Annotated in this window: 13 protein-coding genes; 4 read left to right on the top strand and 9 right to left on the bottom strand. The window is 63.2% G+C overall.

Going from position 1 to position 16,360, the window contains the following annotated elements:
• Positions 1–22: 22 nt before the first annotated feature.
• From HB777_02080 to HB777_02050, 7 genes are all read right to left on the bottom strand, one after another.
• Positions 23–1,204 carry a serine hydrolase gene (locus HB777_02080; protein QND62819.1) on the bottom strand — a complete coding sequence of 394 codons (1,182 nt, stop codon included), beginning with the start codon at positions 1,202–1,204 and terminating at the stop codon, positions 23–25.
• 34 nt (positions 1,205–1,238) lie between these two features.
• Positions 1,239–2,435, bottom strand: coding sequence for a serine hydrolase (locus HB777_02075; GenBank protein QND62818.1), 1,197 nt, complete (start codon positions 2,433–2,435; stop codon positions 1,239–1,241).
• Positions 2,436–2,504: 69 nt separating this feature from the next.
• Positions 2,505–3,539 (bottom strand): extracellular solute-binding protein, encoded by a 1,035-nt coding sequence (locus tag HB777_02070; GenBank protein ID QND62817.1) that lies wholly within the window; start codon positions 3,537–3,539, stop codon positions 2,505–2,507.
• A 22-nt stretch (positions 3,540–3,561) separates the two neighbouring features.
• Positions 3,562–4,362 (bottom strand): ABC transporter permease, encoded by an 801-nt coding sequence (locus tag HB777_02065; GenBank protein QND62816.1) that lies wholly within the window; start codon positions 4,360–4,362, stop codon positions 3,562–3,564.
• Complete coding sequence (locus tag HB777_02060) at positions 4,355–5,275, bottom strand: ABC transporter permease (protein QND62815.1); 921 nt, start codon at positions 5,273–5,275, stop codon at positions 4,355–4,357. Before HB777_02060 ends, HB777_02065 begins: the two co-directional genes overlap by 8 nt.
• Before the next feature lie 2 nt (positions 5,276–5,277).
• Entirely contained in the window at positions 5,278–6,372 is a 1,095-nt protein-coding gene (locus HB777_02055; GenBank protein ID QND62814.1) for an ABC transporter ATP-binding protein, read from the bottom strand.
• 142 nt (positions 6,373–6,514) lie between these two features.
• Complete coding sequence (locus HB777_02050) at positions 6,515–8,194, bottom strand: amidohydrolase (GenBank protein ID QND62813.1); 1,680 nt, start codon at positions 8,192–8,194, stop codon at positions 6,515–6,517.
• Positions 8,195–8,453: 259 nt separating this feature from the next.
• On the opposite strand from HB777_02050, the gene HB777_02045 reads away from it, so the two are divergent.
• Positions 8,454–9,107, top strand: a complete 654-nt coding sequence (locus tag HB777_02045) for a TetR/AcrR family transcriptional regulator (GenBank protein ID QND68616.1) — start codon at positions 8,454–8,456, stop codon at positions 9,105–9,107.
• A 23-nt stretch (positions 9,108–9,130) separates the two neighbouring features.
• Entirely contained in the window at positions 9,131–10,162 is a 1,032-nt protein-coding gene (locus tag HB777_02040; GenBank protein QND62812.1) for a histone deacetylase family protein, read from the top strand.
• A gap of 39 nt (positions 10,163–10,201) precedes the next feature.
• Here HB777_02040 and HB777_02035 read toward each other — a convergent pair whose 3' ends face one another.
• Complete coding sequence (locus tag HB777_02035; protein ID QND62811.1) at positions 10,202–11,395, bottom strand: hypothetical protein; 1,194 nt, start codon at positions 11,393–11,395, stop codon at positions 10,202–10,204.
• A gap of 63 nt (positions 11,396–11,458) precedes the next feature.
• Positions 11,459–14,362, bottom strand: coding sequence for an insulinase family protein (locus HB777_02030; protein QND62810.1), 2,904 nt, complete (start codon positions 14,360–14,362; stop codon positions 11,459–11,461).
• Between the two features lie 505 nt (positions 14,363–14,867).
• On the opposite strand from HB777_02030, the gene HB777_02025 reads away from it, so the two are divergent.
• Both HB777_02025 and HB777_02020 read left to right on the top strand, forming a co-directional pair.
• Positions 14,868–15,578 carry a LuxR family transcriptional regulator gene (locus tag HB777_02025; GenBank protein QND62809.1) on the top strand — a complete coding sequence of 237 codons (711 nt, stop codon included), beginning with the start codon at positions 14,868–14,870 and terminating at the stop codon, positions 15,576–15,578.
• Positions 15,575–16,345 (top strand): helix-turn-helix transcriptional regulator, encoded by a 771-nt coding sequence (locus HB777_02020; protein ID QND62808.1) that lies wholly within the window; start codon positions 15,575–15,577, stop codon positions 16,343–16,345. Before HB777_02025 ends, HB777_02020 begins: the two co-directional genes overlap by 4 nt.
• Positions 16,346–16,360 lie beyond the last annotated feature (15 nt).

The following is a 16,360-nucleotide window of genomic DNA, read 5'->3' as shown; positions in this document are numbered from 1 at the left end:
TAACGTGGTGGCCTGGCGAGGATCAGACCATCCGGCTCAGCGCCTCGAAGAAGGCGACAGTCTCGACATCGAGTGGATCGTCGACCGGCTCCGGCTGTGACGACATCTTGGCGATCACCACTTCAGCCTTGGGATCGACATAAAGCCACTGGCCGTGGATGCCGATGCCGCAATAGGCGCCGCTCGGCAAACCGGTCTGGTACCATTTGTTGCGGTAACGGCCGTTCGGGAACAGCAGCGCCATCGTGCCGCGCTGCCAGGCGTCCACACTGCCACCGGTGCTGGTCGTGTCGCGCACCCACGCCTCGGGCACGATGCGGCGGCCATTGGCTGTACCGCCTTGCCGCATCATCTCGCCGACACGCGCCAGATCGCGCGGCGTCACCGAAATGCCGCCGGCCGTGCGTGCCGTGCCTTCCATGTCGACGCCGATCGAGGCTTCGCTTAGGGCGCCAACGGGCAGCCACAGCTTCTCGCGCATCAGGTCGGTGAAACGCTGGCCGGAGGCGCGCTCGAGCAGCAGGCCGAGCAGGTCGGAATTGGGCGAGCGGTAGCGGAAGGTCTGGCCATGCGGCTCGGCCAGACGCTGCAAGGTCAGGATGAATTCGCGCAGGCTCTCCGTGCCGCCGCCCGGATTCCACAGCGTCGCGCGGCGGTAGCGGGCGAAAGCGCTCTCCGGGTCGAGATAGGCCTCCTCGAAATCGAGGCTGACGCTCATGTCGAGCACATGCCGCACGCTCGCGTCGCCATAGGCCGAGCCGGCGGCTTCAGGGATATACCGCGTCACAGGCGCTTCCGGATCGAACACCCCCTCGCCTTCCAAGATGCCGGCGACAATGGCGGTCAGCGACTTGCTGATCGAAAAGATGATGTGGCGGGCGCCGAAATCCATATGCGGCGCGAACCAGTCGCCGATGATCTTGCCGCCCTTCATCACCGTCAGCGCGTCGGTGCTCGAACGTGCGAGAAATTCAGCCACCGTCTCCGGTGCGCTTGTGATCATGACCTTTTCGCCGAGCAGCCCGCCCATGTCCCGCACGGGGGCTTCGACAACGCCCGGTGCCGCCGCCACGCGGGCGGTCGGCACCAATTCGCCGAGGTTCTGGAACGACCACCGGTTGAACGGGTTTTCGCGCCAGTTGGCGAGCAGCACCTGGTTGCGGCGAAAGCCATAGCGGGTCTCAAACGCGGTCTTGCCGGTCATGGCGGTTCCTTCCGGGTCGTTTCTTCTTGTGGGCTCAGCGAAGTGCCGTGGCGATGGCGTGCACGGCCTTCAGCGTCGCCATGGAATAGGCGACATTGCCGAAATCCGGCCAGGTCGAAAGCTTCACCACGACCATTCCGGTGTTCCAGTCGATATGGATCATCTGCCCGAACACGCCCCGGCACATCAGCGCGCGCGAGCGCGGGTCCTCGATCCAGAACTGGTTGCGATAGCTGCCTTCCGGCAGGCTGTCGGAGAAATCCGGGCCGTGCCTGCCGTTGCGCGTCGCCTCGATCCAGTCGGCCGGTACGATGCCGCCGCCATTGTCGAGGATCATCTGGCCGAAACGGCCATAGTCGCGCAGCGTCGCGTTGAAGCCGCCATCGGCCACCGCATAGCCGGCGCTGTCGACGGTGAAACAGGCGCTTTCATCAGTGCCAAGCTTTTGCCAGAGTTCTTCCGAAACCAGCTGCGGCAACCGTTTGCCTGTCACCCGCTCCATGATGAAGGCAAGCACGTCGGTCTCGATCGAACGGTATTCGAATTGAGCACCGTGCGGGCGGATCGTTTCCTTCAAGCCCAGGACCAGCTCGAACATGTGCGAGGGCCAGCGAAAGGCCGGATCGCTGTCCGGCGGCACCGGCTTCCAGCCGGTGGCGACATCGACCTGGCCAATGTCCGAATAGCGGTCGGTATACTCCTCGGAGAAGCGGACGCCGCTGGTCATGTCCAGCACATGCTGCACACTGGCGCCGGCCCAGCCCGTCGCGCCGAGCTCCGGCAGATAGTCGGTCACCGGTTTGGCCGGATCGATCAGGCCGCGCCCGACCAGTATGCCGAACACCGAGCCGGTGACGGACTTCGCCATCGACTGCGACAGATGCAGCGTGCGGTCATTCATGCCGTTGAAATAGCGCTCATAGGCTATCTTGCCGTCCTTCAGCACCAGGAAGCCGTCCGCATAGGTCTCGTCGAGCAGCCCGGCGAGCGTTGTCGGCTTGCCCTCGCTGTCTTCGACCGCCAGCCCGTCGAGATCGACCTCGGCGCGTTCGAACCGGTGGCGATGGCCATTGCCGCGCCAGACTTCGGCGGTCGGCAGAATTTCGCGGATATGCTGAAACGCCCAGCGGTTCCACGGTGGCCGGTCCCAGTCGAGCTTCGGCGGCACCATGGCGGGCGGCGAGCCCTGCATGATTGGCGGCCGCGGATCGGAGTTGCGGTAGGATTCCATGACGGCCGAGTCCCTTGAACGTAAAAACGGACCCGGCGGCGTGCGCCGCCGGGTCCGTCGAAAACGCAGTTACTTCTGCAGTTCGGTCCAGATCTTGGTGTAGATGTCCTGGATTTCCGGGGCGCACATCTGCTGCAACTCGGCATGCGGCTTGTCGGCTGCCGGGATGACGACTTCCGGCGCGTCCTTCATGTCGGCCGGCATGTACTTGTCCGATCCGGTGATGGCGTTGGCATAGCGATGGAAGGCCGAGAGACCGGCCGCATTTTCCGGATCCATGATGAAGTTCTGGAAAAGCTTGGCGTTCTCGACGTTCTTGGCTTCCTTCAGAACGACGACATTGTCGCTCCACAGGCCAAAGCCTTCTTTCGGATAGTTGTAGTGGATGGCCGGGTTGGCCAGCCGCTGGCGCAGCGCCGAGCCATTCCAGTCACTGGTTGCCTTGAAGTCGCCGGCGCCCATCTTCTCGATGGTGTTGTATTCCATCGCGATCCAGTTCGGCTTGGCCGCGACAAGCGTATCACGCACCTTCTTCAGCACTTCCTTGTCCGTGGTGCACTGCTGGCCGCCGACATACTTGATCGCAGCGAAGATGACGTCGTTCATTTCGGGAACGACATTGACCTTGCCCTTCAGCTCGTCAGGCGTGTTGAAGATGATGCCCCAGCTGTCGGCCGGACCCTTGTAGACGTCGGTGTTGACGACCACGCCGACCGTGCCCAGAGCCCACGGAACCGAGTATTTGCGGCCCGGGTCGAATTCCGGATTGGCCCATTCCGGCGCGACATTCTTGAAGTTTTCCATCTTGCCCGGATCGGTCTCAAGAACGAGGCCTTCCTTGATCCAGATCGGCACGTAGGTCTGCGAAGGCACCGCGATGTCGAAGCCGGTGCCGCCCTGACGAACCTTGGCCAGCGCGGTGTCGTTGGAATCATAGTCGGTGATGGTCACCTTGACGTTGTATTTGGCCTCGAACTTCTTGATCACGTCGGGGCTGGTGTAGTTGCCCCAATTGTAGATGTTCAGTTCGCCATCGGCGCGCGCCAGGCTCGTCGAGGCGAGCAACGCCAACCCCATGGCGGCTGCTGTTGTCTTCCAGTTCATGGTTTTAACTCCCATTGTCGGTTCAGTCTCGTTTCCTGCTGACGAAGAAAAACAACGTGACGATCGCGACCGAAAGCAGCAGGAAGGCGGTCGATATCGCGTTGATCTCGGGTGTGATGCCGCGGCGGATCTGGCCGAGCATGTAGGTGGGCAGCGTGTCCTGGCCGCCCGATTTGACGAACTCGGTGATGACGACATCGTCGAGCGAGATGACGAAGGCCAGCATCAGTCCGGCCAGGATGCCGGGCCACAGAAGCGGCAGCGTGATGCGGCGGAAGGTTTTCCAGGGCGTCGCGTAGAGGTCGGCGGCGGCACGCTCCAGCGTCAGGTCCATATTCTCAAGCCGGGCCCGGATCGGCAGATAGGCGAAGGGAATGCAGAACGCCGTATGCGCGGCGACCAGATATCCGATGCCGGAATAGCCGGTGAAGATCTTGATGCGCGAGAAGAAGATCAGCAGCGCCACGCCGGTGACGATCTCGGGCACCATCAGCGGCTGGTTGATCGCCGCATATTTGAAGGTGAGGCCTGGATAGGGTGCGGTGCGGGTGGTGGCGAGCGCCGCCATGGTGGCGAAGATGGTCGAAAGCACCGCCGCGATGGAACCGATCTGGAAGGAACGCAGGGTGGCATCGACAACCTGCGTGTTCTGCCAAGCCGACTGGAACCATTTCAGCGAAAAACCGCCCCATTCGGAGGTCGAGCTCGCCGCGTTGAAGGCATAGATGACCAGCACGATGATGGGCAGATAGAGCACGACAAAGCAGGTCGCGGCGATCGCGGTGAAGCCTGGCTGGTGCTTGATGGAGAAGTTCTTAGCCATGACGCACCCCTGACTTGCCGGCATTGCGCACATAGGCAAGCAGCGCCACCATGACGATGATCATGACGGCGATCGACAGCGCCGAGCCGAGCGGCCAGTTGCGACCCTGCCCGAACTGCAATTCGATCAGGTTGGACAGCATCATGTTCTTGCCGCCGCCAAGCACGCTCGGCGTCACATAGGCGCCAAGCGCTGGAATGAAGACCAGAATGGAGCCGGCGATGACGCCCGGCTTGACCATCGGAAAGATGATCCGCCGCAGCACCTGGAAGCGTGTCGCGTAGAGATCATAGCCCGCCTCGACCAGGCGGAAATCGAGCTTCTCCATGCTGGCGTAGATCGGCAGCACCATCAGCGGCAGGTAGACATAGGCCATGCCGATCAGGATCGCCGTGTCGGTGTAGAGTATCTGGATCGGCGCCGAGATGATGCCGAGCTTGAGCAGGATCGTGTTGATGATGCCTTCGTTGCGGATGATCTGCAGCACCGCGAAGGTGCGGATCAGAAGGTTGGTCCAAAACGGAATGGTGATCAGGAACAACCAGAGATCGCGCGTCTTTTCACTGCGCGTCGCCATGAAATAGGCGGTCGGGAAGCCAAGCGCCAAAGTGGCTATTGTCGTCACCACCGCAAGCTTGATCGAGCGCAGGAAGATGGTGACGTGGGCGGCGGCAATCGAAAGCGTGTCGTCGAAGATATCGCGTTCCAGAAACACCGCGATCCAGGCTTCCGGCGAGAATTGCCACTTCACGTCGCCATAGGAGCCTGGCGTCAGGAACGAGTAGACCAGCACGATCAGCAGGGGACCGGTCGCGGCCAGGAAAATGACGAGCAGCGCTGGTGCTGACAGAAGCCAGCGGTCACGCACATCGCGCCGCTCCGCTGCCTTGGCGACTTCTTCCGCGGTCGCCATGATCAGTCCTTCAGCACTTGCGCGGCATCGTTGCCGATCAGGATACCGACCTTGTCGCCACGCTCGAAACCGCAGCCGGCGCTGCGTGTGTTCTGCTGGCGAACGGTGAAGTCCTCACCGCTGTCGAGCTGGACATGGATATGCGTATCGGTGCCGAAATAGACGACGTTCTCGACCGTGCCCGACAAGTCGCCCTTGCTGTTGGTCAGCTTGGCATGCTCGGGCCTCACCACCACGGTGGCGTTGTCCTTCGGCTGGAAGCCTTCTGCAACGGTCGCCTCGATGGTCGTGCCGGATTTGAGCGTCGCGCGCGCCTTGCCGTTGCCGATGCCTGATATGGCGGCGGTGAGGAAGTTGGTTTCGCCGATGAAGTCGGCGACGAAGCGTTCCGCCGGCTTGTCGTAGATATCCCAGGGCGAGCCGACTTGCAGGATCTTGCCCGACGACATCACCGCGATGCGGTCCGACATAGTCAGCGCTTCTTCCTGGTCGTGGGTGACGAAGATGAAGGTGATGCCGGTCTCGTGCTGCAGCCGCTTCAATTCGATCTGCATCTCCTTGCGCAGCTTGTAGTCGAGCGCCGACAAGGGTTCGTCGAGCAGCAATACTTTCGGCTGCGGCGCGAGCGCCCGGGCCAGCGCCACGCGCTGCTGCTGGCCGCCGGAGATCTGGCTGGTGCGACGACCGGCGAGTGCCTCCATCTTGACCAGCTTCAGCATCTCGGCGACGCGCGCCTTGATCTCTGCCTTCGGCTTGCCCAGCATTTCCAGGCCAAAGCCGATATTGTCGGCGACCGTCATGTGCGGGAACAGCGCATAGGACTGGAAAACGGTGTTGACCGGCCGCTTGAAGGGCGGCAGCGGCGCGATGTCCTGGCCATAGAGCAGGATTTCACCGGCGGTTGGGAAGTCGAAGCCCGCGATCAGCCTGAGCAACGTCGTCTTGCCGCAGCCGGATGGCCCCAGCAACGTGAAAAACTCGTTCTCGCGGATGGATACCGAGACCGTGTCGAGGGCAGCGACTTGCCCCTCACCTGACCCGAAAATTTTGCTGACGTTTACTACTTCAATCGCATTCCGATCCGGTTTGTCCGGCACGATTACGCCTCACTGTTGACCCCGCTCTTGCTGGCGGAGCTCTTCCCCTGTTCGATGTGACCACATGGCCGGTAGGTTGGCAAGCCCGGCATTGAACCACAGTTCAGTCAGTTATTTTCGGCTAGCAAGCCGCATGCCATTGTCAGGCCTGGTAGGTGACCTTGCCGCCACAGATCGTCGTCACCGGCCGCACCTTGTGCAGGTCGGCAGGCGCCGTTTTCTCGATATCCGCCGACAAAACAACCAGATCGGCCATGTAACCGGGCTTCAGTGTGCCCTTGCGGTGCTCGGCGAATTCGGCATAGGCGCCCTCGACAGTGTATGCGGCGAGCGCTTCATGCAGCGAAAAGCTCTGGTCCGGGTCGCTGTCTGCCCACGGTTTGCGCAACACTGCCGCCCGAATGCCCAGGATCGGATCGATCGGCGACACCGGCCAGTCCGACGCGAAGACGACATGCGCGCCGGCATCCTTCAGGGTCCGCCAGGCATAGCTCAACGGCCAGCGCGCCGGCCCGATGCGCGACACCGTCGGCTCCAGCGGAAAATCCATGGCGCCGGGCGGATGCGGCGGTTGCATGGAGGCGATCACACCGAGTTCGGCGAAACGCGGCACGTCCGAAGTGGTGGTGACCTCGATGTGCTCGACCCGGTGACGGCTGTCGCGCTTGCCGTTCGCCTTTTGCGCCGCCTCATAACCGTCGAGCACCGCGCGCACGGCGCCGTCGCCGATGGAATGCACGGCGATCTGCAGGCCGCGTCTGTCGACCGCGACGGCCAGATCGATGAATTGTTGCGGCGTGAACAGAGGCTCGCCCACCCAGTCGGGCCGGTCGGCATAGGGCTCGACCATCACAGCCGTCCAGGAATCGAGCACGCCGTCGTAGAACACCTTGACCATGCCCGACGACAGCCATTCGCTGTTGTAGCGTTCGGCCATCGTCGACGCCTTGTCGAGCATGTCGAGCGTCATGAAATTCTTGTAGTGGAACGGGATCTTGACGCGGCATGGCAAGCCTTCCTCGGCTTCGATCTCGGCCAGCAGCTCGAGCTGATAGAGGTTTCCATCCATGTTCTGGATCGAAGTGATGCCGTGGCGGGAGCACCAGGCAAGGCCGCGCCGCATGATGTCGCGGTCGGCGTCCCGCTCGGCCGCCGTCGGCATGGGGTCCGGCTCGCCGCCGGTCGACAGCCCCAGCCGCACCCGGCTTTCGCCGGCAAGGTCGAGCACCGGGCCGAAGGCCTCGCCTTCGCGCAATTCGCCCGCGGCCAGACCATCATCGCCCATGACGATCTCATTACCGGGACCAAGCGTGCGCCCCTGCAGGATGCCGGCCATTTCCAGCGCCTTGGTGTTGGCCCACATGGTGTGATGGTCGGGCGCGGCCATGCAGAACGGGCGATCGGGCAAAATGGCGTCGAGATGGTGACGCGTCACCCGCTCGCTGCCGAGTACGGTGTAGTCGACGCCCTGCCCGACCAGCATCTTCGCATCGGGCCGCGTCGGCGCATAATCGCAGATCGCCTTTTGCAGCGCCTCGAACCCGTGAATACCGGTGAGCTGAAGGTGGGCAAGTTCAGCCCCGCCTGAAAACAGATGCATATGGGCTTCGATGAAGCCCGGCACGACAGAACCGCCCTTGGCGTCGATCACCTTGGTGACCGGTCCCTTGAGCTCTTCGATGGAGGCGCGGCTGCCAATGGCGATGATGGCGCCGTCCTTGACGGCAAGTGCCTCGGCGGCGGGATTGTCGTCGTCCATGGTCCGTACACGACCGTTGATGACGATCAGATCCGCATTGTGACCCGCACCTGTGACAGACATCGCGACTCCGCGCTTTTGACGACTGACTGAGACCAACAGCCCTCTTGTCCAAAGACCTGCCACTCCACCGGAGCGACGCCATGGGCGAAAAAGAATGCCAGTGCGCTGTCTTGGAAATTCCCCTTGTCATCCCAAGAGGCAGCGTGGATAAAGAATGCGACTGATTATTCGCGTTTGTCAACATGCCGAATCTGGAATGTATTGTGGACAGCAAGCTCCCACCATGTTGAGACCGGGCGGGGAACGAGGACATCAAGCCGTGAAGCGCAGTCTCGACCGCAAAACCAGGATAGCGCTCGAGCCGCGCAAGCAGCCGCGGCAGCAACGGTCGAGCAAGGTTGTCGACCGGATACTCGACGCGGCGCTGATCCTGACGCGGGAGCAAGGAACCCGGACGCCAACGACGCTTGCCATCGCGCAGCGCGCGGGCTTGTCGGTCGGTTCGGTCTACCAGTACTTTCCCAACAAGGAAGCCATTCTTCTGGACCTCGCCCGGCGCTGGCTGTCCTCCTTTCCGGAGGTGATCGAGAGGCGCATCAAGGTCCCCCAGCCCACCAACCGCGAAGATTTCCGGCGCGAAGTGCGCAAGCTCTTTATCGACACGTCCAGTATCTATCTCGAAAACGCGACCCTGATGCCGGTGATCGAGGCCATTTCAGGCAACGCCGATCTCAGGCCTATCCAGGACGAATATGATGAGCAGATCATCACGCTTTACGCCGCCTGGCTGCGGCATGTGAATCCTGCTCTCGAAGACAAGATCGCCAAACGGCTTGGCCTTGTGATGATGGAAGTCGGGCACGCCTGCCGGCTGGTCGGACTGAAGAGGGATCGCAGGACGTTCGACCTCATAGAGGACGATGTGGAAACCATGTGGCTCGCTCTGGTGAGCCCCTATCTCAACCTTGACTGATTTCGCATTTCGAGAGGAATTTCATGAAGACTGTCTATTCGCCGCTTCATGCTGGCCATGCCGGCCAGATGGAACTGGTCACATCAGCCATTGTGCCGGGTTTTGAAAAGCCGTCGCGAGCCGAATTCATCAAGGCGCGGGTCGAGAGCGAGAAACTGGGGCCGATCGTCCTGCCGCTAGAGCACGATCTCGCCGCCGCCAGGCGCATCCACAAATCAGACTACATCGACTTCCTGCCGACGGTCTGGCCGCAATGGCTGGAAGCAGGCCTCACGGGCACGGCGATGCCCTTCACCTGGCCGACGCGAGGCCTGCGCGGCGACGTGCCGCCAAAGCGCATCGACGCCCTGCTCGGCTATTATTCCTTCGATGCCGGCGCCACCTTCGTCGAAGGCACCTGGGCCGCGATCAAGTCTTCCTACGACGTGGCGCTGACCGCCGCCAACCTGGTCAAGGATGGCGAGGCCTCCGCCTTCGCGCTCTGCCGTCCGCCCGGCCACCATGCCGGCGCCGGCTTCATGGGCGGTTACTGCTACATCAACAACGCCGCCGTCGCCGCGCAATGGTTCCGCGACCAGGGCGCCAAACGCATCTCGATCCTCGATGTCGACTACCACCACGGCAACGGCACGCAGGAGATCTTCTATGACCGCGCCGACGTCCAGGTGCTCAACCTGCATGGCGATCCGATGGTCGAGTACCCGTTCTTCCTCGGCCATGCCGACGAACGCGGCGCCGATGCCGGCGAAGGCTTCAACATCAATTATCCGATGCCCTTCGGCACCGACTGGAACACTTGGAGCGCCTCGCTGGAGGATGCCTGCGCCAGGCTCACCGCTTACGCGCCGGATGTCGTCATCGTCTCGCTGGGTGTTGATACGTTCGAGAAAGACCCGATCAGCCAGTTCAAGCTGAAAACATCTGATTATCCCAAGATCGGCCGCCGCATCGCAAAGCTCGGCTTGCCGACGCTGTTCGTGATGGAAGGCGGCTATGCCGTCGAGGAGATCGGCGTCAACGCAGTCGGCGTGCTGACCGGCTTCGAGGATCGGTAAAAACGAACGCCGAACGGCGGTAGCCGTTCGGCGTTCGATCTAGCTTGCCGCCCCGGTGCTCGGTACCGTAACTGGCGCGACTGCCTTGCGCGAGCGGCCGAGATAGTAGACCGCCGCTGCCGCGATGACGCCGGCCGCAAGGATGCCCACCGCCAGAACCGGCCGATACCAGAACCAGGCAATGGCAATCGTCGTCGTGCCGACCAGGATCGCCAGGAAGAAGGCGATGATGCCGGTTCCCATCCGCGCCATGCTGCCGAGGAACGGGATGACGTCGAGGATCACGCCGATCGGGCTGAGGAACAGGGCAAAGCCGATGGTCAGCAACAGCAGGCCGGCGGCGCGCAGCAGCCAGGTGATCAGCGTGTTTGCGCTGACCGCCTCGGCGAACATCTTGTCGGCCGGCACCGCACCCGTATCGACCATCAGCAACGCATCGCCGGCCTCTGTCTGGTAAGGTTCGAACCGGCTGCCGGCCTGCCGCGCGACGATGCTGACCACGCCAAGCGGCGCCAATTCGTAGCCGATGCGGTAGTCGCCCAGCGCCGGCGTTGTGGTGTCGGCGCCGAGATAGATCTTGCCGTCGACGATGCTGAGCGGCTTTGCCCCGGTATAGGCGGCCTTGATCGCGGCCGACTGATCGGACGACAGCGAGTACGCCTTGTCACCCTCGATGCGATCAAGCACCGGCGTGTCGAGATCGAAGGCGACGAGCTTGCCCTGCGGTATCTGGAAGGTCCGGCTGTGGATCGCCATCGGTGGATTCTGGTGGCCGTCCGGCTTCTTGAAATCCGAAGAGTCGATCTGGCTGTCGTCCCACACCTTCGAATAGCTGTAGGTGGTCACCGTCTCCTCACCACCGCCAAGCTTCTTGGTGGTCTCGGATTTGGACTCTTCCTTCCACTGGTACATCTCGGTGCTGCGCGACAGCCGTAGCCCTTGCGCCGCAATGCCGAAATCCGGATCGGCGAGACCGCTGTCTGCCGTCACCGGGCCGCTGACATGCACCAGCTTTCCGTCATTGGCGGCATCGACGCTGTCGGCGCTGGCCGAAACGACGGCGCCGGCCCCTTCGGCCAGCGAGCGCGCCGTCTGCACGGCGCGGCCCTCGTTCCAGAACAGCCCGATCACCATCAGCACGACCAGAAGCAGGCCGAAGATGACCCCGCCGACCGCGCGCTTGATCCGCCCGAACCACGAGACAGATGTAACTTCCCGAAATGAATCGCTCATTGTTTCCCCCGAAACCACTGGTGCTAAAATTTGAGCGCGGCCGGCGGCCGCGCCTAGAACCGATCAATCGGCGTGAATTTGCGCGCCGCAATCCCTGGCTGAAGTACACGAATGCACCGCCCGCGTCGTGCCGCCGTCACCGACCCGCCATGGCGAGGCGGACAGCGGGGCTTGCTGCTTGCCGCCCAAAAGGTCAAGCGCTCGCATCGCCGTCTGCTCGCCTTCATCGTCGCGCTTGACGATCTCGACATCCCCAAGGCCGATCGCGGCAAGCTGCGGCATGACCACATCCGGATCGCCCGCGACCACGATCAGCGACGGCTCGAGCGACGACAATGCCAGTGCCTGTTTCTGCACCGCGTCGAGCGTCAGCTTCGTGCGCGCCGTCATCCGGTTCTGCTGGTCCTCCAGCGTCGAACCGGAGCCGACCGCGCCGATCAGCGAGCCGAACAGGCCGGCCGACGTTTCCGCCGATCCGGCCAGTGCCCGGCGATAGACGGTGACCGTGCGGTCGACCTCGTCCTGCACCACCGGCAAAGTGGTCAAGCCGGCAAAGCCTCTGAGGATTTCCGTGATCGCCGGACCTGTGTTGGCCCGTTCGACGGTGGTTGCCACCACCAGCCCCGAGCCGGCCTTCATCGGGCTCAGCAGATAGCTCGACACGCCATAGGAATAGCCCTTCTCCTCGCGGATCACCGAGTTCAGCCGGCTGGAAAAATCATCGCCGAGCAGATTGGCGACCGCGGTCGATTCCGCACGCTCGCCTTCATCCGTGCCGGGTGCCGGCCGCGCCACGAACAGTGCCGACTGGCTGGCGCCAGGTTCGGGCACCAGCAGCACCTTCTGACCGCCGTTGAAATGCGCGGCCGGCGATGGCTCGACAGCATAGCCGCCAGCGTCATCCACCCATGTGCCGAACGCCTTTTCGAGACTTGCCGCAACAGTTGCAGCCGGTACTGGACCGACGCTGTAGAACGTCACTGCCTTCGGCGTGAACTCCGTCTTGAAGGCCGCCCTCGCATCGTCAAGCGAGATCGACGCCAGCGCCTTGGCGGACCAGTCGACAGCCGCCTTGCCAGGAACCTGCGGAATAAGCGCAGCCTTTGCCGCGCGGCCGGCAACGCCCGGCAGATCCGCCTCACGGCCGTTGAGCCAGTCGACGGTCTGCGCCATCAGCACCGTCCAGTCGGCCTTGTCGAAACGCGGCTTCAGCACCGCGTCGGCAAGCAGGGCAATGCCTTGATCGAGCTTTTCCGGCGGCACGCCGAGCGTCATCGCTGTGGTCAGATAACCGGCCTGGTAGCCGATGCCGGCGCCGATATCGCTGGTCGCCTTGGCGAAGTCGGCCGAGCCGCGCGCGCCGGCGCCACGCGTCGCCATGCTTGCTGCCAGTTCGAGCACCCCTTCCTTGCCTTCCGGCACACTGTTCCAGCCGCCCTGGGCGCTGGCCGCCACATAGACCATCGGTGCTTCCGGCATCGTGTAGTGAACGAGCTTGATGCCGTTCGACAGCGTCGCCGTTTCCATGGCCGGCAACACCGCCGAAGGCGCGTCTCCGGCCGCGTGCTTCGGGATGTCGATGGCTGCCCGTTCAGGTGCGGTAAAAGGTTGCGGTGTGCCCGACGATCCGATCAGCGCGTCGGGATAGCCACCACGCGGGCCTGGTTTCAGCACCAGCACGCTGGCGTCTTCCGGCTTCAGCAGCCGCTTCATCGTCGCTTCGATATCCGCAACGCTGGCATTCTTGACGCGCGGATCGTCGACCAGCGCGCTCTGCGCATCACCGAGAATGTCGGCATTGTAGGAAACCGTGCCGGCGCGGTCCTTGAGCGCCTCGCTACCGAGCCGCGTGGCCAGCAAGATGCCATTTCGCGCGCGATCCACGTCCACCGGATCGAGCGGCGTCTTCTGGAAATCCGCGAATGCCGATTTCATCGCGCTCTCGAGCGCTTCGGGTGTGACGCCTGCCGCCGCGCCCGCCTCGAAGGTGAAACGGCCGCCGAGCAAGCCGCCCGTCCAGCCCGCGCTGGCGTAGGTGGCAACACCCTGCTCCGAGACCAGCCGGTTGCGCAGAAAACCATACTCGCCATTGCCGAGCAGTTCGGCGACGATGCTGAGCGCGCCATTGTCTGATGATTGCGCCGCCGGGCCGCTGAAGCCGACCACCACCACGGGGCTTGGCACACGATCCTCGAGTTCCAGCTTGAGCCGGGCCTGCGTCGGCTCAGGCACTGCCGGCCGCGCCACGTCGGCGCCGCGCGGCACAAGGCCGAACGTGTCGGCAATCAGCGCTTTGGCGTCATCGACCTTGAGGTCGCCGACCAGCACCAGCACCGCATTGTTGGGCAGGTAATAGGTGTTGAAGAAACCGCGCACGTCGTCGAGCGTCGCCGCATCGAGGTCGGCGACCGAGCCGATCACCATGCGGCTATAGGGATGCGGCTTCGGGAACAACCCGGACCAGAAGGCCTCCCAGCCGGAGGCGCCGGCCTTGTCGAGCACGTTCTGGCGCATCTCGTTCTTGACCACGGAGCGTTGCAGGTCGAGCTTGGCCTGCGTTACCGAGCGGCCGAGATTGGCCATGCGGTCGGCCTCCAGCGACAGGATCATCGGCAGCGAGGACGACAGCCCATCGACATAGAACACGGTGCCGTCCTCGGTGGTCCATGCATTGATCTCGTTGCCGAGTGCTGCATGCGCGCCGAACACGTTCGGCCAGGCCGGTGTGCCGGAAAACATCAGGTGCTCGAACAGATGCGCGAAACCCGAGCGGCCCGCCGGTTCATTCATCGAGCCGACGCGGTAGCGCAGGTTCATCACCACCTTCGGCGCGCGATGGTCTGGCACCAGCACCACCTGCAGCCCGTTGTCGAGCGCATAGGTGACGATCGGCTCGGCTTGCGCGGATACCCACGCCCCGCTCAAGACCGCGAGCACCACCGTGAACGCCAGGAAAACCCGCTTCATGATCACCCCCAATGCCGATGGTAGCGAAGCAAGCGCTGCCAATCTCGCCAGTCCGAACGAAGGGACGCCCATCCCGCCGATCGCCGAAAGCCTATCGGAATCGATCGGTCCTCGATACGGCAACTTCGCAACAACGTCTGGCTTTTTCGTGTCGGCGTTTCAGCGCCCCCGGAGCAGCGAAGGGGCTTGGAGCCCACCTCTGAGTCGCACCTGAGTCCACCGGATTCGATTTTGTCAAATCGCGTTTGATGTCGGATTCAACTGCGGGTAGATTAGACCCGAATCAGCCGGTCCTTGGGGGGCGCGGCGACCACCCAAAGTCTCTTGTTCCGGGGTTTATCCGGCACCAGACGCGGACGGCTTCGCGTTCCCTGAATGGATTCGGATCTGGTTGGCGCAGCCCTGCGCCACGCGTGTGTCTTCGTCAAAGTAATGCGTATTCGGGTTCGGCGGCTGGCTTCCAGCATCCGGACAGCAGAAACGATTCCGGCCAAAAGCAACAAGAATGAGCAGTCCCGCCGCGCTACTTCAATCCGACACATTGGGCTCGCGCCTGACGTCGCGCGGCGATCTGACCAGCTTTTTCATGCAACTGACCGCCGAGATCGGTGCCGACAGCTACATGCTGGTCGCCATCGTCCACGACCAGGACCGCAACGATGCGCGCATCGTCTCGTCCAACTGGATTTTCGACGCCATCGAGCTGATCGGCAAGCGGCTGATCGCCGGGCTTGCGCAAGGCGCGCTCACCGTCGCACCCGGCATCCGTCCGCAGCCGTTGGTAGCGTCTCAGGCACCCGAAGCAGACGGATTGATCACCGGTGAAGAGGCGCGCCTTCTCGACGTGCTCGGCCATGCCGAGATCTATTCGCTGCGCCTCAATGTCGGCCGCCAGCGCCTGTTCGCCCTCTTCTCGGCGGCGACTGCCGGCGGCATCGACCAGCCAGCACTGATGCGGGCGCAGCTGAAATGCTGCTACGCGCTTTCGCACATCCCGCAACTGATCGCCGCCGCCGCCATGCAGGATCCGCTGTCGGATCGCGAGCGCGAATGCCTGTTCTGGGTCTCCGAAGGCAAGACCACCGACGAGGTCGCCGTCATCCTTGGAGTCTCCTCGAACACCGTCAACAGCTACATCACCCACGCCATCCAGAAATTCGCGGCCAGCAACCGCGCGATGGCCATCGCCACGGCGATCAGGAGCGGCATCATTTGAAACACGCCGATATCAAGGAGGCTGCCGAAGCCCTTTTCAACGAGCAGCGCAACCCGTTCGGCGCCTTCACGCTCGGCTCCGAAACCCATCACGCCGTCACCATTCCCGATGCCGTGCGCCGCTGCCGCTGGATATCAGTCGACATCAACGCCTCGGCTTTCGGCCTGTTCTTTGTCAGCCCCTCGCCCGAACGGGCGCGGCTCGTTCCTTGCTTCGATTCCGACTATCCCGGGATTGCCGTGGCGACCAAGTTCATTTCGGGCGCCAACGGTGAGGAGATCGTGCGCCACACCCGCATCTCGACCGAACCGCGCTGGTGGACGGATGACGGTGTCGCCGCCATGGCGGCGATGTTCGGCAATCTCGGCTGGACCGAGCAGATGGCGGCGCTGGCGCCCGGCACCAGCGGCATCGCCTTCCCGGTCCATGCCGACAGGGGCCAATGCGGCCTCGTCGTTTTCCTCGGCTCGGAGATCGCCTTGTCGCAGGACGCGCTCTACGAGATCCACGCCCGCTGCTTTTCGCTGTTCGCCGCCGTCGCCCGCATCCGTCCGGGCGATGCCGGCCGCATGCGCGCGATTTCCAAGCGCGAACTCGAATGCCTGAAGCTGACCGCCAACGGCAACACCAGCGAGGAAATCGCGCGGCTCCTGAAGCTGTCGGTGCACACCGCCAACCAGTATCTGACCCAGTCGACCCAGAAACTCAACGCCGTCAACCGCAACCAGGCCGTGGCCAAGGCGCTGCGGCTGGGCCTGATCGAATAGGACAATTCGAGGGTC

Source organism: Mesorhizobium loti, from assembly GCA_014189435.1.
Taxonomy (GTDB): Bacteria; Pseudomonadota; Alphaproteobacteria; order Rhizobiales; family Rhizobiaceae; genus Mesorhizobium; species Mesorhizobium loti_G.
The sequence above is the reverse complement of the archived record's forward strand: the minus strand, read 5'-3'. Positions and strand labels throughout refer to the sequence as shown.

Excerpts from the sequence above, each read along its gene's own strand:
- HB777_02080 (QND62819.1), bottom strand. The coding sequence starts at position 1,204 with ATGACCGGCAAGACCGCGTTTGAGACCCGCTATGGCTTTCGCCGCAAC.
- HB777_02075 (QND62818.1), bottom strand. The coding sequence starts at position 2,435 with ATGGAATCCTACCGCAACTCCGATCCGCGGCCGCCAATCATGCAGGGC.
- HB777_02070 (QND62817.1), bottom strand. The coding sequence starts at position 3,539 with ATGAACTGGAAGACAACAGCAGCCGCCATGGGGTTGGCGTTGCTCGCC.
- HB777_02065 (QND62816.1), bottom strand. The coding sequence starts at position 4,362 with ATGGCTAAGAACTTCTCCATCAAGCACCAGCCAGGCTTCACCGCGATC.
- HB777_02060 (QND62815.1), bottom strand. The coding sequence starts at position 5,275 with ATGGCGACCGCGGAAGAAGTCGCCAAGGCAGCGGAGCGGCGCGATGTG.
- HB777_02050 (QND62813.1), bottom strand. The coding sequence starts at position 8,194 with ATGTCTGTCACAGGTGCGGGTCACAATGCGGATCTGATCGTCATCAAC.
- HB777_02040 (QND62812.1), top strand. The coding sequence starts at position 9,131 with ATGAAGACTGTCTATTCGCCGCTTCATGCTGGCCATGCCGGCCAGATG.
- HB777_02035 (QND62811.1), bottom strand. The coding sequence starts at position 11,395 with ATGAGCGATTCATTTCGGGAAGTTACATCTGTCTCGTGGTTCGGGCGG.
- HB777_02030 (QND62810.1), bottom strand. The coding sequence starts at position 14,362 with ATGAAGCGGGTTTTCCTGGCGTTCACGGTGGTGCTCGCGGTCTTGAGC.
- HB777_02025 (QND62809.1), top strand. The coding sequence starts at position 14,868 with ATGAGCAGTCCCGCCGCGCTACTTCAATCCGACACATTGGGCTCGCGC.